Below are 17,042 nucleotides of genomic sequence, written 5' to 3' on the forward strand. Positions count from 1 at the left end.
ATCGGCGAAAATATCAAGCCATAGGCTGGCCAACGCGCCGACGATGCGGAGCAAAAAGACAGGCAATGGCCAGGATGACGCCGGACACGGTGGCGATCATGCCGGCGGCGCTGACGGCGTTGATAGCACCGAACCACTGCGGCCCGTAGCCGGCCAGCACATAGCCGAGCACCGCGGAGAGTGCGGCGAAGACTGTGCTCCAGGCGACTTGGCGCTCCAGCCGTTCGGTCACCAGCCGCGCCGTCGCCGGCGGACAGATGAACATGGCGATGACGATGATCGAGCCGACCGCGTCGAAGGCCGCAACGGCGGCAACGGCGGAGGCCGCAACAAGCCCCAGGCCGATCAGCCGCACCGGCAGTCCGAGCGTCGCGGCGAAGCCCTCGTCGAAGGTGGAGAGTTTCAGCGGCCGCCAGAGCACCAGCATCAACATGGTCATGACGGCGGCGACCAGTGCGATGCGCGGCAGCTCGGGCGGCAGGCCGGCAAGCGCCGCCGGATCAAGCAGCGAGCCCCAGCCGGTCGCGTCGAACCAGATCAGGCTTTCCAGATTGCCCATGAGTGCATGCTCGACATCCAGATGCACCCCGCTGGTGTCGCTCTGCTCCAGCAGCAGCACGCCGCCGGCAAACATCGCCGTAAAGACGACGCCCATTGCGGCACCCGGCTCGATGCGGCCGAGCCGGCGGACGGTCTCGATGAGGACGACGGCAACCAGCGCGGCGCCGGCCGCGCCCAGGAGCATCGGCAGGCTGGCCAGGCTGCCGGTGACCAGGAAGGCAACGACGATGCCCGGCAGCACCACATGGCTGATCGCATCGCCGATCAGCGCCTGCCGGCGCAGGATCAGGAAATTGCCCGGTAGGGCGCAGGCAATCGCCGACAGCACGCCGATGAGGATCGGCGTCAGCGACAGCTGGACGAACTCGGCACCCATCAGCTTCCCTCCCCGCGCCGCAGCATCGCCGAAGCAGCAAGCATGCGGTCGATCTCGGCGATCTCGTCGCCCGTCATCACGGCCGTGATGGGCGTGAGCCCATCGTAGCGGTGGCTGAGCGGATCGTCCCGGTGGATCCGGCGCGCCACCTCGAAACGGCGCTCGTCGACCAGCGCGCGGCCCGCCTCGATGCGCCCGGCCTCGGTCGGCACCCGGTCGGGGCGGATCAGCCCCTCGCGGCGCAGGACCTTCAGCGTCAGCGGATCGAAGATCGGCTCGCCCCGCGCCAGCGACAGCAGGCCCTGGCGGCGATGCAGGCGCAGCTGGAAGCGGCGATGGCGAATGGCGGCAGCCAGCACGCCGCGCCCGGGCGCGAAGGCAAGGGACAGCAGGAAGAGCGAGAAGGCGACGAGCACGATGATCGGCCCCGTCGGCAGGCCCGGTGCGGCAGCGGACATGGCCGCGCCTGCATAGCCCGACACACCGCCGATAGCGCCGGCGATCAGCACCACATGGTCGGTCCGCTCGCTCCACAGCCGGGCGGCGACCGGGGGTATGATCAGCAGCGCCACCACCAGCACCAGCCCGACGATCTTCAGCCCCGTCACGGTGACGGCCAGCACCAGCAGCATCATGGCAAGATCGATGCGGCGGGTGTTGAGTCCGAGGGCGGCCGCAAAGCCCGGATCGAAGGACACCAGTGTCATCGGCCGGCGCAACGCGACCAGGGCGAGCACGGCGAGCACGCCGCCGAGCGCAATCACCATCGCGTCGGAATAGAGCATGCCCGCCGTCGAGCCGAGCAGGAAGCCTTCCAGCCCCGCCTGCCTGCCTTGCGACAGGGTCTGGATCACCGTCAGCAGCACGATGCCGAAGCCGAAGAAGACGGAGAGCACCGCGCCGATCGCCGTGTCCTCGGCAAGGCGGGTGCGGCGGGTGATCCACTCGACGCACAGGAGACCTAGCGCGGCCGACAGGGCGGAGCCGGCCAGCAGCCCGACCAGGCTGCGCCCGTCGAGCCCGAGGCCGACCATGACGAGAAAGGCGATGCCGACGCCCGGCAGCGTCGCATGGGCGATGGCGTCGCTCACCAGCGCTCTCTTGCGCAGGAACAGGAAGGTCCCCCCCGCCCCGGCGGCGATGCCGAGCAGCCCCGCGCCGATGGCGACCAGCGCCGCGTTGTAGCCGGCCTGCAGCAGGAGCGCGGAAACAAAGGCTTCCAGCGGGGGGCTCGACATAGGCATCACCCCTGCTCCGACAACCGCAATTGGTCGATATGCGCAGAGGCCAGCCGTCCGCCATAGGTTGCCTGCAGGTTCTCGGCCGTGAAGACCTCGGCGACCGGCCCTTCCGCGATGCGGCGCGTGTTGATCAGCAGCACCCGGTCGAAATAGTCGGCGACGGTCGCAAGGTCGTGATGTACGCAAACCACGGTGCGGCCCTCGCCCTTCAGTTCCTTCAGAACGTCGATGATCGCCTTCTCGGTCGCCGCGTCGACGCCTGCAAAGGGCTCGTCCAGCAAATAGAGATCCGCCCCTTGCGCCAGCGCGCGGGCAAGGAACACCCGCTGCTGCTGCCCGCCGGACAGCTGGCCGATCTGGCGCGTGGCGAAATCGGTCATGCCCACACGGGCAAGACAGGCAAGCGCCCGCTCGCGATGACTGGCCCGCACCAGGCCCAGCAGACCGAGCTCCCGGTAGAGCCCCATCATCACCACGTCGATGACGCGGGTCGGGAAGTCCCAGTCGACCGACGCGCGCTGCGGCACATAGGCCACCCGCTCGCGCGCCCGCTCCAGCGGCGTGCCGAAGACGGTGACGGTGCCGGACAGGCGCGGCACGACACCGAGCGCGGCTTTCAGCAGGGTCGACTTGCCGGCGCCATTCGGGCCGACGATGGCGACGAGGCTGTCGCGCGGGAAGGTGGCGTCGACGGAGAAGACCGCCGGGCTTTCGCCGTAGGAGACCGTAATCTCCCGCAAGGCCATAGCCGCCCGTGCGGCCTCCGCCCGTGCCGCAGCCTCGGCCTCTCGACCCTGCACCAGTTCGATCCTGTCCCGCGCCCGCATGGCCATCATGCTCCCTCAGCTTCCCACCGCCAGCCGTCCGGCCATGCCCCGCTCGGGCGCTTCGCCGCCAAGGGCGCGGGAAATGATCGTGGCGTTGTGGTCGATCATGCCCGGATAGGTGCCTTCATAGGTACCCTCCGCCCCCATCGCGTCGGAAAAAAGCTCGCCGCCGATGACGACCGTGTGCCCCCTGGACGCGGCACCCTCGATCAAGGCCCGCACCGACCGGTCGGAGACCGAGCTTTCCACGAAGACCGCGCCGATCTTGCGCTGCACCAGGATATCGACGAGTTCCGCCACCCGCTGCAGCCCGGCCTCGCTCTGGGTCGAAATGCCCTGGATGCCGAGCACCTCGAAGCCCTGGGCGCGGCCGAAATAGCTGAAGGCGTCGTGCGCGGTCACCAGAACCCGCGCGGTTTCGGGCACGCTGGCGAAGACCGTGTCCGAATAGTCGGCAAGGCGCGCCAACTCGTCCTGATAGGCCTTGGCATTCGCGGCGAAGACCTCCGCATCCTCGGGCCGAGCCGCGGCGAGCGCCTCGTGCACCGTCTCGACGGCCCGCGACCACAGGCGCGGATCCATCCACACATGCGGGTCGAACTTGTCGGAATAGTCGACATGGGAGATCAGCAGCTCGCGCGGCAGGCTCTCCGCCACCGCGACGACCGGCTTGCGGGCGCCGAGCTCCTTCATGAACTCCTCCATCTGCGCCTCGAGATAGAGCCCGTGCCACAGGACGAGATCGGCGCGGACCATGGCGGCGATGTCGGTGCGCGTCTGGCGATACGCATGCGGATCGACGCCCGGCCCCATGAGCGCACGCACGCTCACCCTGTCGCCGCCGATCTGCCGGGCCGCATCGGCGATCATGCCGGTGGTCGCGACGACCGACAGCGGCGGCTCGGCCCGCGCCCCGGCGGGCGAAAGAACGCCCAAAGCCGCCAGTGCGAGCGCACCCGCCATTGCGATCCGTCGAAGCCTGCTGAAGACCCTGCTGCACATGCGCTGCCATCCCGTGGTTCTGGTGTCGCTGCCGAGCTTGATGCGGGCCGGCAGCCTGCTTCCTTTTAATGATTATGAGAACCATTTGCAGTTTGTCAATGCAATTGCGAACCATTTGCAGAAACAAACGACACCCCCTGCGACGCGGACAGCCGGCAAAACGAGACTTCAATTTCCGCCAAGGTGAATTCTGTCATTGTATGTTCATATGAACGTTGTGCTATGTTCATATGAACGAAGTAGAGACGAAACGTCCGCATTCGGGAGGAAGACAGTCGCTCATGACCAGCGACCTGGCCATAACTGCGCGCCAGCGCGAGATCGCCGATCTGGTGCAGTCGAACGGCTTCGCCTCGGTCGAGGCGCTGGCCGAGCGGTTCGAGGTAACCACGCAGACGATCCGGCGTGACCTCACCCGGCTGTGCGAGCACGGCATTCTGCGGCGCACCCATGGCGGTGTCGAGCCCCCCGCGCCCGCCGGCAACCTTCATTACGCACGCCGGCAGATCCTGAACCTGCCGCAGAAACGGGCGATTGCCGAGACCGTCGCCCGCCATGTGCCGGACGGCGCCTCGCTGGCGTTTTCCATCGGCACGACGCCCGAGATCGTGATGCAGACGCTCGGCCGCCACCAGGGGCTACGCGTGTTCACCAACAACCTGCATGTCGCCTTCTCCGCCTCGCAGAACCCGGACTTCGAAGTGACCATCGCCGGCGGACGGCTGCGCCACGGCGACCGCGACATCCTGGGCGCCGATACCGAGCGCTTCTTCTCCGCCTACAAGGTCGATATCGGCATTTTCGGCGTCGCCGGCGTCGATGCCGACGGCACGCTGCTCGACTTCCATGAGGACGAGGTCGCCGCGCGCCAAGCGATCCTTGCCAACTGCCGACGCGCGTTCCTCGTGCTCGACGCCAGCAAGTTCGGCCGGCCCGCGCATGTGCGCGGTGGCCACATCACCGACGTTGCCACGGTCTTTTGCGACGCTGCCCTGCCCGCCTCCGTCGAGGCGCTGCTGACGGCGGCCGGACGCGAGAGCGTGGTGTGCACCAACAACAACGAGGAGCGCTGATGAACACGCCCGCGACAGACGGCCGCCCGGGGGGCCAGGAAATCCTGCTCGAGAATGTCTCGAAGGTCTGGGGCGCCCACAAGGCGGTCGACGACCTGTCGATCCGCGTGCCCGCCGGCACGTTCACAGTCCTGCTGGGCCCGTCGGGCTGCGGCAAGTCGACGACGCTGCGGATGATCGCCGGGCTGGAAAGCGCCGATGCGGGACGCATCCTGATCGGCGGGCGGGACGTCACCCACCTGCCGGCGGCCGAACGCGACCTTGCGATGGTGTTCCAGTCCTATGCGCTGTTTCCCCATCTCGACGTTGCCGAGAACATCGTCTTCGGCCTGAAGGTGCGCCGTGTGGCCAGGGACGAGCGCGAGGCGCGGCTGAAGCGCGTCGCCGACCTCCTGGGCCTGTCCGCCCTGCTCGACCGCAAGCCCTCGCAGCTGTCGGGCGGCCAGCAGCAGCGCGTGGCACTGGGGCGTGCCATCATCGCCGAGCGACCCGTCTGCCTGATGGACGAGCCGCTGTCCAATCTCGACGCCAAGCTGCGCCATGAGATGCGGGTGGAGATCCGCGCGCTGCAGAAGAAGCTCGGCTTCACCATGGTCTATGTCACCCACGACCAGGTCGAGGCCATCACCATGGCCGATCAGGTGGTGCTGCTGAACGGCGGCCGCCTGGAACAGGCGAGCGATCCGCGCGCCCTCTACCAGCGGCCCGAGACGCCGTTCGCGGCGCGCTTCATCGGCGTTCCGCCGATGAACGTGCTGCCGGGCGCGCTGCTGGCCGACCTGGACGCGGGTCTCGCCGCCCACAAGGTCGGCCTGCGGCCCGAGTCCTTAATGCTGGCGGACCGCGGCCCGCTCGCCGCACGGGTGGCGAGCCTGGAATATCTCGGCGCCGACATGCTGATCGACTGCGAGGCCGGTGGAACCATCTTTACCGTCCGCCTGCCGGGCGACCACGACATCGCCGCCGGCACGGACATCCGCCTCGGCTTCGCGCCGCAGGACCTGCACGTCTTCGACGGCACCACCGGCCATCGCCGCGACGATCTCGCGGCGGCCACGGGAGCCCGCATCGCCGGTTGAGGCGAAGGACGACATCAACAGGAGCCGCAAACGGCCTCTGCAAGAAAACGCTTCCGCGCCGCGCGCGGGACGTCAAGCCGGCAAGGACAGCGCAAAGCGGCCGGCACAACATGAGGGAAGGCAGACATGTTGAAATCGATGCTGATGAAGGCCGTCGCCACGGCGACCCTTTCGACCGGACTGGCACTCGGCACATGGGCCTCCGCCCAGGCCGTCGAGCTGCAGTTCTTCTTTCCGGTGGCTGTCGGCGGCAAGGCCGCCGAGACCATCCAGGCCCTGACCGACGAATACGTCGCGAACAACCCGGACGTGAAGATCGACGCGGTCTATTCCGGCTCGTACCAGGACACCATCGCCAAGGTGATCACCGCCTCGCGCGGCGGCACCCCGCCACAGCTGTCCATGGCCCTGTCGGCCGACATGTTCACCCTGATCGACGAGGACCTGATCGTCCCCTTCGACGACTACCTGAAGAGCGATGAGGACAAGGCCTGGCTCGAAGGCTTCTATCCCGCCTTCATGGAAAACAGCCAGACCGGCGGCAAGACCTACGGCATCCCGTTCCAGCGCTCCACCCCGGTGATGTACTGGAACAAGGAGGCCTTCAAGGAAGCCGGCCTCGACCCCGAAACACCCCCCGCGACCTGGGAAGAGCTGGTCGAATTCGGCAAGAAGCTGACCAAGAAGGACGCCAACGGCAACGTCACCCAGTGGGGCGTGCGCATCCCGAGCTCCGGCTTCCCCTATTGGCTGTTCCAGGGCCTGACGACGCAGAACGACGTCATCCTGGCCAACAGCGAGGGCAACAAGACCAATTTCGACGACCCGAAGGTCGCCGAGGCGCTGCAGTACATGGTCGACCTGTCGACCAAGCACGGCGTGATGGAGCCGGGCATCATCGAGTGGGGCGCAACGCCGAAGGCCTTCTTCGAGCGTCAGACCGCGATCATGTGGACCACCACCGGCAACCTGACCAACGTGCGCGACAATGCGCCGTTCGAGTTCGGCGTCGGCATGCTGCCCGCCAACAAGCGTCGCGGCGCGCCGACCGGCGGCGGCAACTTCTACCTGTTCAAGGGCGCGTCCGAAGAGCAGCTGACCGCGGCCGCCGACTTCGTGAAGTGGATCACCGGTCCCGAGCAGGCGGCCAAGTGGACCATCGCCACGGGTTACGTCGCACCGCGTCCGGACGCCTGGGAAACCGAGGCGATGAAGACCTACGCCGCCGACTTCCCGCCGGCCACCGTCGCCCGCGACCAGCTCGAGTTCGCCGTCGCGGAGCTCTCGACCTACCAGAACCAGCGCGTGACGACGATCTTCAACGATGCGCTGGCCGCCGCGATCACCGGCCAGAAGGACGCCGCGACCGCTCTGAAGGACGCGCAGGCCCAGGCCGACGCGATCCTCGCCGAGTATCGCTGACGCCTGACGGCAGGCCGGGCAACCGGCTCACGCCAAAAACCCAGGGGACCGGCAGCCATCGCTGCCGGTCCCCGACCCGGTCCGGGGCAGGACGGGCCGACAGGAATGCGAGGGAAGGACCAAGGGCAAGATGACGACCGCGACAGGCCGCACGAGAGTGCCGATGCTGATACGCAGCCGCGAGTGGGTGCACGCGTGGCTGTTGCTGCTTCCCGCGCTCTTCTTCCTTTTCGCCTTCACCCATGTGCCGGCGGTGATGACCCTGTGGAACAGCTTCCACTCGACCCCGCGCGGCCGGAGGCCGGCCCGCTTCATCGGCCTCGACAATTACGAGCGGATGATGGGCGATCCCATCTTCTGGAAGGTGCTCGGCAACAATCTGTGGTTCGCCTTCGGCACGATCCCGCTCTCCATCGGCATCGCCATCGTCATGGCCCTGTGGGTCAATGACCGCCTTGCGGGGCGCGGCTTCGTGCGCATGGCCTATTTCACCCCGACCGTGCTGCCGCTGATCGCCGTCGCCAATATCTGGCTGTTCTTCTACACGCCGGGCTTCGGCCTGATCGACCAGGTCGGCTCGGCCCTGTTCGGCTGGCCGCAGACCAACTGGCTCGGCGACCCGTCCACCGCACTCAACGCCGTCATCGTCGTCACGGTGTGGAAGGAAGCCGGCTTCTTCATGATCTTCTATCTTGCGGCCCTGCAGGCGATCCCGCCCTCCCTGGTGGAAGCGGCGAAGATCGAGGGCGCTGGCCGCTGGACGATCTTCTGGCGCATCACCTTCCCCCTGATGATGCCGACCACCCTCTTCGTGTCGATCAATGCGGTGATCAACTCGTTCCGCCTGGTCGACCACATCTTCATCCTGACCAATGGCGGCCCGGACAACGCCTCCTCGCTGCTGCTGTTCCACATCTACGAGACGGCCTTCAAGTACTGGGAGACCGGCTACGGCGCGACGCTGACCGTCGCGATGCTGGCGATCCTGTGTGCGCTCGCCATCGGCCAGTTCTTCTTCTTCGACCGCAGGGTGCACTACAAATGACCGCCGCAGCCGACGCCCCCGCCCGCCCGCGCCGCCGGCGCTTCGACCTCGACCGGACGCTCAACACGCTCGCCGCCTGGGTGCTGGCCCTGATGTGGATCCTGCCGCTCGCCTTCGCGATCTGGACGGCGATCCACCCCTCCGCTTACGAGGCCCGCTTCGAGTTGCTGGCGCCGCTCACTTTCGAGAATTTCGAGAAGGCCTGGGGGGCCGCGCCCTTCGCGCGCTACTTCCTCAACACCTTCATGCTGGTGACGTTGATTCTCGCCGGCCAGTTCCTGCTGTGCACGCTGGCCGCCTATGCCTTCGCGCGCTTCACCTTTCCCGGCCGTTCGATCCTGTTCACGCTGGTGCTGCTGCAGCTGCTGGTGATGCCGGACATCCTGATCGTCGAGAACTACAAGACCATGCGCATTCTCGGCCTGGTCGACACCATCCCGGCGATCGCGCTGCCCTATATCGCCTCCGGCTTCGGCATCTTCCTGCTGCGCCAGACCTTCATGACCGTGCCGCGCGAGCTCGACGAGGCCGCGCGCATCGAGGGCTCCAGCATCCTCGGCATCCTGTGGCGGGTCTACATCCCGCTCGCCAAGCCGACCTATCTCGCCTACGGCCTCGTCTCGGTCAGCCACCACTGGAACAACTTCCTGTGGCCGCTGATCGTCACCAACTCGGTCGACACGCGCCCGGTCACGGTCGGTCTCAGCGTCTTCTCGGCCATCGATTCCGGTATCGAGTGGTCGGTGATCAATGCGGCGACGCTGATGACCTCCGGACCGCTGCTGATCGCCTTCCTGCTGTTCCAGCGCCAGTTCGTGCAGAGCTTCATGCGCGCCGGCATCAAGTAAGGACGGACTTCCTTCGCGCGAATGCAAGACACCCGGCGGGCGGGCGGCCTGCCGGGGTGTCGCTTTCTGGAGCGAGAGCGCGTCCTCCTTGCACGGCGTCCGTTTTTTTCGGCGCTGCGTCCGGCAGCTGCGGATCGCGCTTGGCCGCGGGCGCGGCTGGCGACAAGAAGGAGCAGCGTGCCATCCGCCGCGTCGAGGGGGGCGATGTGGCACCGATCCCCGGACCGACTTCCAGAACGGATTTCAGGATACGCGCATGACCCTTTCCCGTACCGCACGCTCGGCTCGCGCCCAGGCGGCCACTGTCCTGCTGTTTGCCGCCGCCCTCGCCGGCTGCCAGGCTCCGGCCGGTTCAGGCCCGCCGCCACCGCCGCCGGCGTTTGCAGCGCCGAACTTCGGCTCTCCGGCCTTCGGAACCAACCAAGCCGCTTCCTCCTCGCCGATGCAACGCACCGCCACTCTCTCGTCCTCTTCGAAATCGTGGGTGACACCGGACGGCACCCGCCACACCAAGTCGTCCAGCACCACCGCTTCGGTGCGTGTCGACCCCAACGCGATGGGCAATGCCGCTGCGATGCTGTTCGGCGCGATGATGGGTCAATCGGGCACCACCCCCGCCCCCGTTACCAAGGGGCAGATCGCCGGCGACTGGAATGTCGATGTCGACGGCAAGCAGTGCCGCCTGTCGCTGCGCCCGACCGGCGCGGGCATGGGCGACTTCGCCTCCACATTCGGATGCATGGGCACCGACCTGCAGAGCGTCTCCAGTTGGTCCCTGCGGGGCAACGAGGTCGTGCTGACCGGCATGATGAGCAAGCGCGTCGCGGTGCTCGCCCTCAACGGCACCAACCGTATGGACGGTACGGCGGACGGCTCTTCGGGCAGGATCATCGCCTGGCGCTGACGCATGAGGCCGGCGCAGGACCCGTTCGGCGCCGCATCCATCAGGCACTGAGAAGCCGAATCCACTCCTCGTAGCGGCGGTCGAGATCGCGGTCGAAATCACTGCACGCCCGCTCCGCACCGACCGGAGCCGCCCGCATGTCCCGCGCCGTGGTCCCGAAGCGGGCACGGAAGGCGCGCGAAAACGCACTGTCATTGGCGAAGCCGCAATCGGCCGCGATGGCCGAGATCGGCCGTTCGGCAAAGCGATGGTCGATCAGCATACGCAGCGCCAGCCGCAACCGCTGTTCGCGGATATAGGCGAGCACCCCGCCGAAGGACTCGAACATCTCGTAAAGCCGGGTCCGCGACACGCCTGACAGCCGCGCCACCCGTGCCGGCGACAGGTCCGGATCGCGAAGATGCTCGGCGATCCGCTGGCGCGCCCGCACCAGCAACGCAAAGGCGATGCCCGCCTCTCCCTGGCCGTCGTCGCGCCGGCTTGCGTTGAGGCAGGCGGCCGTCAGCGCCACGGTCGCCGCGCTGGCCTCGGTTGCCTGCGACAGGTGCATATCCGACGCCAGCGCCTTCAGCGTCGTCATGTGATCGATCAACAGGCGAGCGAGCGGATTTCCCTGCGCCTGAATGACCTGCATGTGCCGATCGCCGGCCTGCTTGAGCTGAGGCTCGATGAGCGAGCGCGGCACGAGCAGAGACAGGTTGGTGAAGTCGCTGGTTTCCGACCGCATCTCCTGTGCCAGATCGAAGACCACCAGTGCATCCTGGCCGAAGACCTCGTCCCGGCCGCGGTGGTGGAACTCCATCCGACCCTGCTCGTAGACCTGGATCATCAGATGATCCATGCCGTCGCGGGCGATGGTTGCCGACGAGCGCGCCCAGGATTGGGCCTCGGTCCTGGTCCGGGCCAACGCCACATCGCCGATCACATGGGCATCGAGCTCCGCGCGAAATCCATGGGCACGACGCTCACGCGGCACGCCCACCTCGAAGACGCAACCGATGCTTTCGCGCCAGACCTCGAACTGGTCGGCGAGCGGAATGGCATCCAGCGAGAATACAGAATGCGGAACGCGCGAGATGTCTTCCGTCGCCAAACTTCCCTCCTCGGGATTTATGCCGAGGAATTTAGCAGGAGTTGACACCGCTGCAAGGGAACACGATGAGCCGAAGACGGCCCTTGCTCCCCAAACATGCCGCGCAAGGCCGGAATGGCTGGCTCAATCTCCGTTGAGGCGGGCCGTCGTGTCCTCGGAAAAACCGGCTTTCGACTTTTTCTCGAATGCCGCACGCCAGGACGCCGACAACGGCGCCAACGCTGCGATAGCGGCGGCCACCGACGGATCGAGGTGCGGATCGAAGCGGGCTGCAACGACCCTGTCGAGCGGCCAGTCTGGACAGGGACGGGCCGTCAGCTCCATCGTATCGCCGACTGAGATCCGCCCGCCCTCCAGCACGCGGTAGTACCAGCCGGTGCGCCCGCTCTTCTGCATCGCCATCGCCATCTCGTCGATCCGCGTGTGGGCGGGCAGTTTCCAGCAAGGCTGGCGCCCCTGACAGATCTCGACAAGCGTGGATCCGATGCGGAAACGGTCGCCGATACAGACATCCGCCTCCGCCACGCCGAGCGTCGAGATGTTTTCGCCAAAGCCCCCGGCAACAAGGCGCTCGGCGTGCTCGGGCCACCGCGCCGCCCAATAGGCATAGTGATCGGCGGGATAGTGGTGCAGCGCCTTTTCCGGCCCGCCATGCACGGCCCGGTCCGCCTGCTCGTCGTCCTCAAAGCCGTCCAAGCCGAGCTCCAGGGGACCGGGGACGGCCTCCTTGCCGATAGCCGAAGGCGGCTTGCCATCCCAGCGCTCGCGCGCCTTCCCAATGTAAAGGCCGGTCACGGTGGCAATGATCTGCATGAGGAAGCTCCGGTCGATCGGAAGGACCGGCACCTTACGCCTGCCCCGCCCACCTCTCAAGCGACCAGCTGTCGCGCGCCTTCCATTGCGAACCAATAGATGATTGGTTCGCAAGCGCGAAAGTGCTCATGCAAATGCCAAAAGCATCAAACTAAGCCGAAAATTTCATCAACTGTGCACGTTTTGCAAGCTTTGAAAAAACCTGTTCCGCACCGGCTTGCCAGCTCTTTGCTTCTGCGCCAATAATGAGACCAATAAAGTAAAAGGTACAAGGCAGGCTCGAGTTCCCGTGACCGACGAGACCCCGATACAGCGCAACTCCAGCCTCGCCCTGGAGCGCCTACGCATCATCGTCGACCAGCTGGAACGGGAAGCCCGTGACCAGCTGCCGACCGAGCGCGAACTCGCGGAGGAAATCGGCGTCGGAAGGCGGGCCGTGCGCCGCGCCCTCGACGTGCTGGAAGCGGAAGGGCGGATCTGGCGCCGCCAGGGAGCCGGCACGTTCATCTCTGCGGCCCGCAACCGGGCTGAGAACCGCATTCGCCATCTGCCCGAACTTTCCAACATGTTCGAGGTAATGGAAGTTCGACTGCGCATCGAGCCGGCGCTCGCCCGCCTCGCCGCATTGCGGGCCACCGCCGCCGACATCGCCCGCATGCGCGAAATCTCGGAAAAGGTCGCCGCGGCAACCGACATGGACAGCCGCGAGCTCTGGGACAGCTCGCTGCACCGAGCCGTTGCCATGGCCGCCGGCAACACCTTGTTCCTGGCGCTGTTCGACGTGGTCGACCGGGTCCGCCAGGACGAGAACTGGCGCCATGTGCGTGAGGCGCTGCGCACGCCCAGCTCGCAGCGCCTCTACCATTCCCAGCACGAGGAGCTGGTCGACGCGCTGGAGCGGCGCGACCCGGTCGCGGCCGAGCGGACCATGCGCAAGCACCTGCTCAGCCTGCAGGAAAGGCTGATGCTGCAGACCGTCGAGGGCCCCGCCGATGCCGAATAGCACGGGCACGCCGCCAATGTCCGCATCCCGGACGCCGGTCCTGGCCGTGGAGGACCTCGCCCTTCGTTTCGGCGGCACTTCGTCCAACGTGGTCGACGGCGTCAGCTTCGATGTCGCTGCCGGCGAGACGCTTTGCATCGTCGGCGAGAGCGGCTGCGGCAAATCGGTGACCTCGCTCGCCCTGATGGGCCTTTTGCCCATGCCCCCGGCGGAGATCGTGCGCGGCCGCGCCCTGTTCGAAGGGCGCGACCTGCTTGCTCTCTCCCGCCGGGAGATGGGGCGGATGCGCGGCGACCGAATGGCGATGATCTTCCAGGAACCGATGACCTCGCTGAATCCGGTCTACACGGTCGGCGACCAGATCGCCGAGATCGTCCGTCGGCACCGTCCGGTCGGGCGGACCGAGGCGCGGGCCCGTGCGCTGGAGATGCTGGAGCGGGTGAAGGTGCCGGCCGCACAACGCCGGCTCGACGACTATCCGCACCAGATGTCGGGCGGCATGCGGCAACGGGCGATGATCGCCATGGCGCTCGCCAACGATCCGCGCCTGCTGATCGCCGATGAGCCGACCACGGCGCTCGACGTGACCATACAGGCCCAGATCCTGGATCTGATGCGCGAGTTGCAGCGCGAAACCGGCACCGCCCTCATCCTCATTACCCATGACCTCGGCGTCGTGGCCGAGGTCGCCGACAAGGTGGCGGTGATGTATGCCGGACGGATCGTCGAAACCGGCCCCGTCGAGGCGATCTTCGACGACCCGCAGCACCCTTATACGCTCGGTCTGATCAGTTCCATCCCCTCGCTCAGTGAGCGCGGCGGCCAGCTCGCCGCGATTCCGGGCATGGTGCCAACGGTCGAGCGCATGCCGCCGGGCTGCCGTTTCGCCCCGCGCTGTCCGTTTGCCGATGCCGCGTGCCGCACGGAAGCGCCACCGCTGGCAGAGGTCGCCGCCGGCCATGCCGCCGCCTGCCTCTATGCGCCGCTGGAACGTCACTTCGGAGATGCCGCATGAACGGCGACCCGCGCGACGTGATCCTCGAGGCCCGTGGCCTTGCCAAGCGGTTCTTCGTCGGCATGAAGCTATTCGGCGAACGCCAGAGCGTGCGCGCGGTCGACGGCGTGTCGCTGAAGGTGCATCGCGGCGAGACGCTGGCGGTCGTCGGCGAAAGCGGCTGCGGCAAGTCCACCCTCGCTCGCCTGCTGCTGCGCCTGATCGACCCCAGCGAGGGCGAGGTGTTTTACGGCGGCACGAACATCGCCGCCCTGCCGAAACGAGAGATGCGGCGGCTGCGCAAGGATCTGCAATTCGTCTTCCAGGATCCGTTCTCTTCGTTGAACCCGCGCATGAGCGTCGGCGCCATCATAGAGGAGCCGATGCGCGTCCATGGCCTCGGCGATGCTGTGTGGCGCCGAGGGGAAGTTGCGCGTCTCCTGACCCGCGTCGGGCTGCGGGCCGAATTCGCCGACCGCTACCCGCACGAGTTCTCCGGCGGCCAGCGCCAGCGCATCGGCATCGCCCGGGCACTGGCATCCGGCCCGAAAGTCCTGATCGGCGACGAGCCGGTCTCCGCGCTCGACGTGTCGATCCAGGCGCAGGTGATCAACCTGCTGGAGGACCTGAAGCAGGAATACGACCNAGGCGCAGGTGATCAACCTGCTGGAGGACCTGAAGCAGGAATACGACCTGACCCTGGTGCTGATCGCCCACGACCTTGCCGTCATCCGCCACATGAGCGACCGGGTCGCCGTGATGTATCTCGGCGAGATCGTTGAGGAAGGCGACACGGCCGCCCTCTACGACGCGCCTTTCCATCCCTATACGCAGGCCCTGATGCGGGCGATCCCGATCCCCAGCCCCAGAGCCCGCAAGGCCGCTGTGAAGCTCGACGGCGACGTGCCCTCGCCGCTGTCGCCGCCCTCGGGCTGCCGCTTCCACACCCGCTGTCCGCTTGCCGACGAACGCTGTGCCGTCGAGCGGCCCGTACTTCAGGACGTGGCGTCGGGGCGCCGTGTCGCCTGCCATTACTGGCAGCGCGTGGCGGAGGAGGAGACCGCCGCCCTTGCCGAACCGGAGGCCTCGCAGGCCGCCCGCCGCCGTCTTTCGCTTTACCGGGACAGAAGCGAACGCCAGCAGAACTCCGTCCCGCAATCCGAACCATAAGAACCTGACCAGAGGAGCCTTGAGAATGCGACAGAGTCTTCTTGCTGCCCTGCTGCTGAGCGCCAGCGCCCTTATCGCGCTGCCCGCCGCCGCGGCCGACCTGAGGATCGGCCTTCAGGAGGATCCGGACGTGCTCGATCCGGATCAGTCCCGCACGTTTGTCGGCCGTATCGTCTATGCCTCGCTGTGCGACAAGCTGGTGGACATCACGCCGGACCTCGAGATCGTCCCGATGCTTGCGACGGCCTGGTCGTGGTCGGAGGACGGCACGGTCCTGACCATGGATCTGCGCGACGGCGTCACATTCCATGACGGGACCGCCTTCGACGCGGAGGCTGTGAAGGTCAACATCGAGCGCTCGAAGGGATTGCCGGAAAGCCGCCGCAAGAGCGAAGTCCAGTCGATCGAGAGCGTCGAGGTCACCGGCCCGATGCAGGTGAAGATCACCCTCGCCCAGCCGGATGCAACGCTGCTTGCCCAGCTCGCCGACCGCGCCGGCATGATGGTCTCGCCCACAGCCGCCTCCGCCGCCGGGGCCGACTTCGGCTCCAATCCTGTCTGCTCCGGCCCCTTCGCCTTCAAAGAGCGCGTCCAGCAGGACCGCATCGTCCTGACCCGCTTTGCCGACTATTGGAATGCCGACGCGATCCACTTCGACAGCGTGACCTTCCTGCCGATCCCCGACACGACCGTGCGCCTCGCCAACCTGCGCTCGGGCGATCTCGACATGTTGGAGCGGCTGGCGGCCACCGACGCGGCCTCGGTGAAGGAGGACACGGGGCTCGTCTATGCGGACGCGGTCAGCCTCGGCTACCAGGGCATTACCATCAACGTGGACAATGGCGAGCGCGGCAACAACCCATTCGGCAACGATCCGAGGCTGCGTCAGGCGTTCGAGCTGACGCTCGACCGCGACGCGATCAACCAGGTCGTCTTCGAGGGCGTGTTCGCGCCGGGCAACCAGCCGTTCCCGCCGACCAGCCCCTGGTACGACAAGGAAACGCCGATCCCGGCGCGCGACATCGCCAAGGCGAAGGAACTGATGAAGGAGGCGGGGCACGAGACCTTCGAGCTGGAGGTGCAGGTCGCCAACAATCCGGTGCAGACCCAGCTGATGCAGGTGGTGCAGTCGATGGCCGCCGAGGCCGGCTTCGTCGTCAAGCTGAAGTCGATGGAGTTCGCCAGCCTGCTCGCCGACCAGACGGCCGGCAACTATCAGGCAAGCCAGGTCGGCTGGTCGGGCCGTACCGACCCGGACGGCAACATCCACCAGTTCATGACCTGCAAGGGCGGCATCAACGACAGCAAGTACTGCAACCCGGAGGTCGATGCGCTGCTCGACAAGGCGCGTACCAGCAACGACATAGCGACCCGCAAGGCGAGCTATGACGCAGCTCGCAAGATCCTCGCGAAGGATCTGCCGATCATCTACCTCTATCACCAGACCTGGATCTGGGCGCTGGACGGCAAGGTCGAGGGCTTCGTCCCCTATCCGGACGGCATGATCCGCCTGCAAAACGTCAAGTTCAAATCCTGACGCGACAGATGCGAGGCCCGGGCGGTTCGGGCCTCGCATCCCTTCCCCGGACAC

Annotated in this window: 17 protein-coding genes; 11 read left to right on the forward strand and 6 right to left on the reverse strand. The window is 66.9% G+C overall.

Annotation, left to right across the window (positions count from 1 at the left end; translation table 11 throughout):
• Nucleotides 1-13: 13 nt before the first annotated feature.
• From MNI96_RS19680 to MNI96_RS19695, 4 genes are read right to left on the reverse strand one after another with little or no spacing between them, the layout of a single operon-like run.
• On the reverse strand, nt 14-937 hold the full coding sequence (locus tag MNI96_RS19680) for a metal ABC transporter permease (protein ID WP_249695915.1): 924 nt from the start codon (nt 935-937) through the stop codon (nt 14-16).
• The gene (locus tag MNI96_RS19685; protein ID WP_249695917.1) at nt 937-2,181 is read right to left on the reverse strand and encodes a metal ABC transporter permease; all 1,245 of its coding nucleotides are present in this window, start codon (nt 2,179-2,181) and stop codon (nt 937-939) included. The genes MNI96_RS19680 and MNI96_RS19685 overlap by 1 nt, the downstream gene beginning before the upstream one ends.
• Complete coding sequence (locus MNI96_RS19690; protein WP_283776586.1) at nt 2,181-3,014, reverse strand: metal ABC transporter ATP-binding protein; 834 nt, start codon at nt 3,012-3,014, stop codon at nt 2,181-2,183. The genes MNI96_RS19685 and MNI96_RS19690 overlap by 1 nt, the downstream gene beginning before the upstream one ends.
• Before the next feature lie 6 nt (nt 3,015-3,020).
• Entirely contained in the window at nt 3,021-3,968 is a 948-nt protein-coding gene (locus tag MNI96_RS19695; RefSeq protein ID WP_249695918.1) for a metal ABC transporter solute-binding protein, Zn/Mn family, read from the reverse strand.
• 320 nt (nt 3,969-4,288) lie between these two features.
• Here MNI96_RS19695 and MNI96_RS19700 point away from each other — a divergent pair, with 320 nt between their 5' ends.
• The 6 genes from MNI96_RS19700 (at nt 4,289) to MNI96_RS19725 (ending at nt 10,378) form a co-directional block, all read left to right on the forward strand.
• Nucleotides 4,289-5,080, forward strand: coding sequence for a DeoR/GlpR family DNA-binding transcription regulator (locus tag MNI96_RS19700; RefSeq protein ID WP_249695920.1), 792 nt, complete (start codon nt 4,289-4,291; stop codon nt 5,078-5,080).
• A complete protein-coding gene (locus MNI96_RS19705) occupies nt 5,080-6,159 on the forward strand; it encodes an ABC transporter ATP-binding protein (RefSeq protein ID WP_249695922.1) in 1,080 nt (359 codons plus the stop codon). The genes MNI96_RS19700 and MNI96_RS19705 overlap by 1 nt, the downstream gene beginning before the upstream one ends.
• Before the next feature lie 126 nt (nt 6,160-6,285).
• Nucleotides 6,286-7,581: an ABC transporter substrate-binding protein gene (locus MNI96_RS19710; protein WP_249695924.1), complete on the forward strand. Its 1,296-nt coding sequence runs from the start codon at nt 6,286-6,288 to the stop codon at nt 7,579-7,581.
• 130 nt (nt 7,582-7,711) lie between these two features.
• On the forward strand, nt 7,712-8,626 hold the full coding sequence (locus tag MNI96_RS19715) for a carbohydrate ABC transporter permease (RefSeq protein ID WP_249695926.1): 915 nt from the start codon (nt 7,712-7,714) through the stop codon (nt 8,624-8,626).
• Nucleotides 8,623-9,474, forward strand: a complete 852-nt coding sequence (locus MNI96_RS19720; protein ID WP_120266958.1) for a carbohydrate ABC transporter permease — start codon at nt 8,623-8,625, stop codon at nt 9,472-9,474. The genes MNI96_RS19715 and MNI96_RS19720 overlap by 4 nt, the downstream gene beginning before the upstream one ends.
• 256 nt (nt 9,475-9,730) lie before the next feature.
• Complete coding sequence (locus tag MNI96_RS19725) at nt 9,731-10,378, forward strand: AprI/Inh family metalloprotease inhibitor (RefSeq protein WP_249695927.1); 648 nt, start codon at nt 9,731-9,733, stop codon at nt 10,376-10,378.
• A 40-nt stretch (nt 10,379-10,418) separates the two neighbouring features.
• On the opposite strand, the gene MNI96_RS19730 is transcribed toward MNI96_RS19725, so the two are convergent.
• Complete coding sequence (locus MNI96_RS19730; RefSeq protein ID WP_249695929.1) at nt 10,419-11,471, reverse strand: helix-turn-helix domain-containing protein; 1,053 nt, start codon at nt 11,469-11,471, stop codon at nt 10,419-10,421.
• A gap of 123 nt (nt 11,472-11,594) precedes the next feature.
• The gene (locus tag MNI96_RS19735; protein WP_249695931.1) at nt 11,595-12,284 is read right to left on the reverse strand and encodes an MOSC domain-containing protein; all 690 of its coding nucleotides are present in this window, start codon (nt 12,282-12,284) and stop codon (nt 11,595-11,597) included.
• Between the two features lie 289 nt (nt 12,285-12,573).
• Here MNI96_RS19735 and MNI96_RS19740 point away from each other — a divergent pair, with 289 nt between their 5' ends.
• The 5 genes from MNI96_RS19740 to MNI96_RS19755 all read left to right on the forward strand — a co-directional run bounded on the left by MNI96_RS19740 (nt 12,574) and on the right by MNI96_RS19755 (nt 16,988).
• Nucleotides 12,574-13,287 (forward strand): FadR/GntR family transcriptional regulator, encoded by a 714-nt coding sequence (locus MNI96_RS19740; protein WP_249695933.1) that lies wholly within the window; start codon nt 12,574-12,576, stop codon nt 13,285-13,287.
• A gap of 16 nt (nt 13,288-13,303) precedes the next feature.
• Entirely contained in the window at nt 13,304-14,302 is a 999-nt protein-coding gene (locus tag MNI96_RS19745) for an ABC transporter ATP-binding protein (RefSeq protein ID WP_249695935.1), read from the forward strand.
• Between the two features lie 62 nt (nt 14,303-14,364).
• A complete protein-coding gene (locus MNI96_RS22130; RefSeq protein ID WP_502960365.1) occupies nt 14,365-15,063 on the forward strand; it encodes an ATP-binding cassette domain-containing protein in 699 nt (232 codons plus the stop codon).
• Nucleotides 14,945-15,451 carry an oligopeptide/dipeptide ABC transporter ATP-binding protein gene (locus MNI96_RS22135; protein WP_502960366.1) on the forward strand — a complete coding sequence of 169 codons (507 nt, stop codon included), beginning with the start codon at nt 14,945-14,947 and terminating at the stop codon, nt 15,449-15,451. The genes MNI96_RS22130 and MNI96_RS22135 overlap by 119 nt, the downstream gene beginning before the upstream one ends.
• Nucleotides 15,452-15,476: 25 nt before the next feature.
• The gene (locus tag MNI96_RS19755) at nt 15,477-16,988 is read left to right on the forward strand and encodes an ABC transporter substrate-binding protein (RefSeq protein ID WP_249695937.1); all 1,512 of its coding nucleotides are present in this window, start codon (nt 15,477-15,479) and stop codon (nt 16,986-16,988) included.
• Nucleotides 16,989-17,042 lie beyond the last annotated feature (54 nt).

Source organism: Stappia sp. WLB 29 (assembly GCF_023507705.1).
GTDB lineage: Bacteria > Pseudomonadota > Alphaproteobacteria > Rhizobiales > Stappiaceae > Stappia.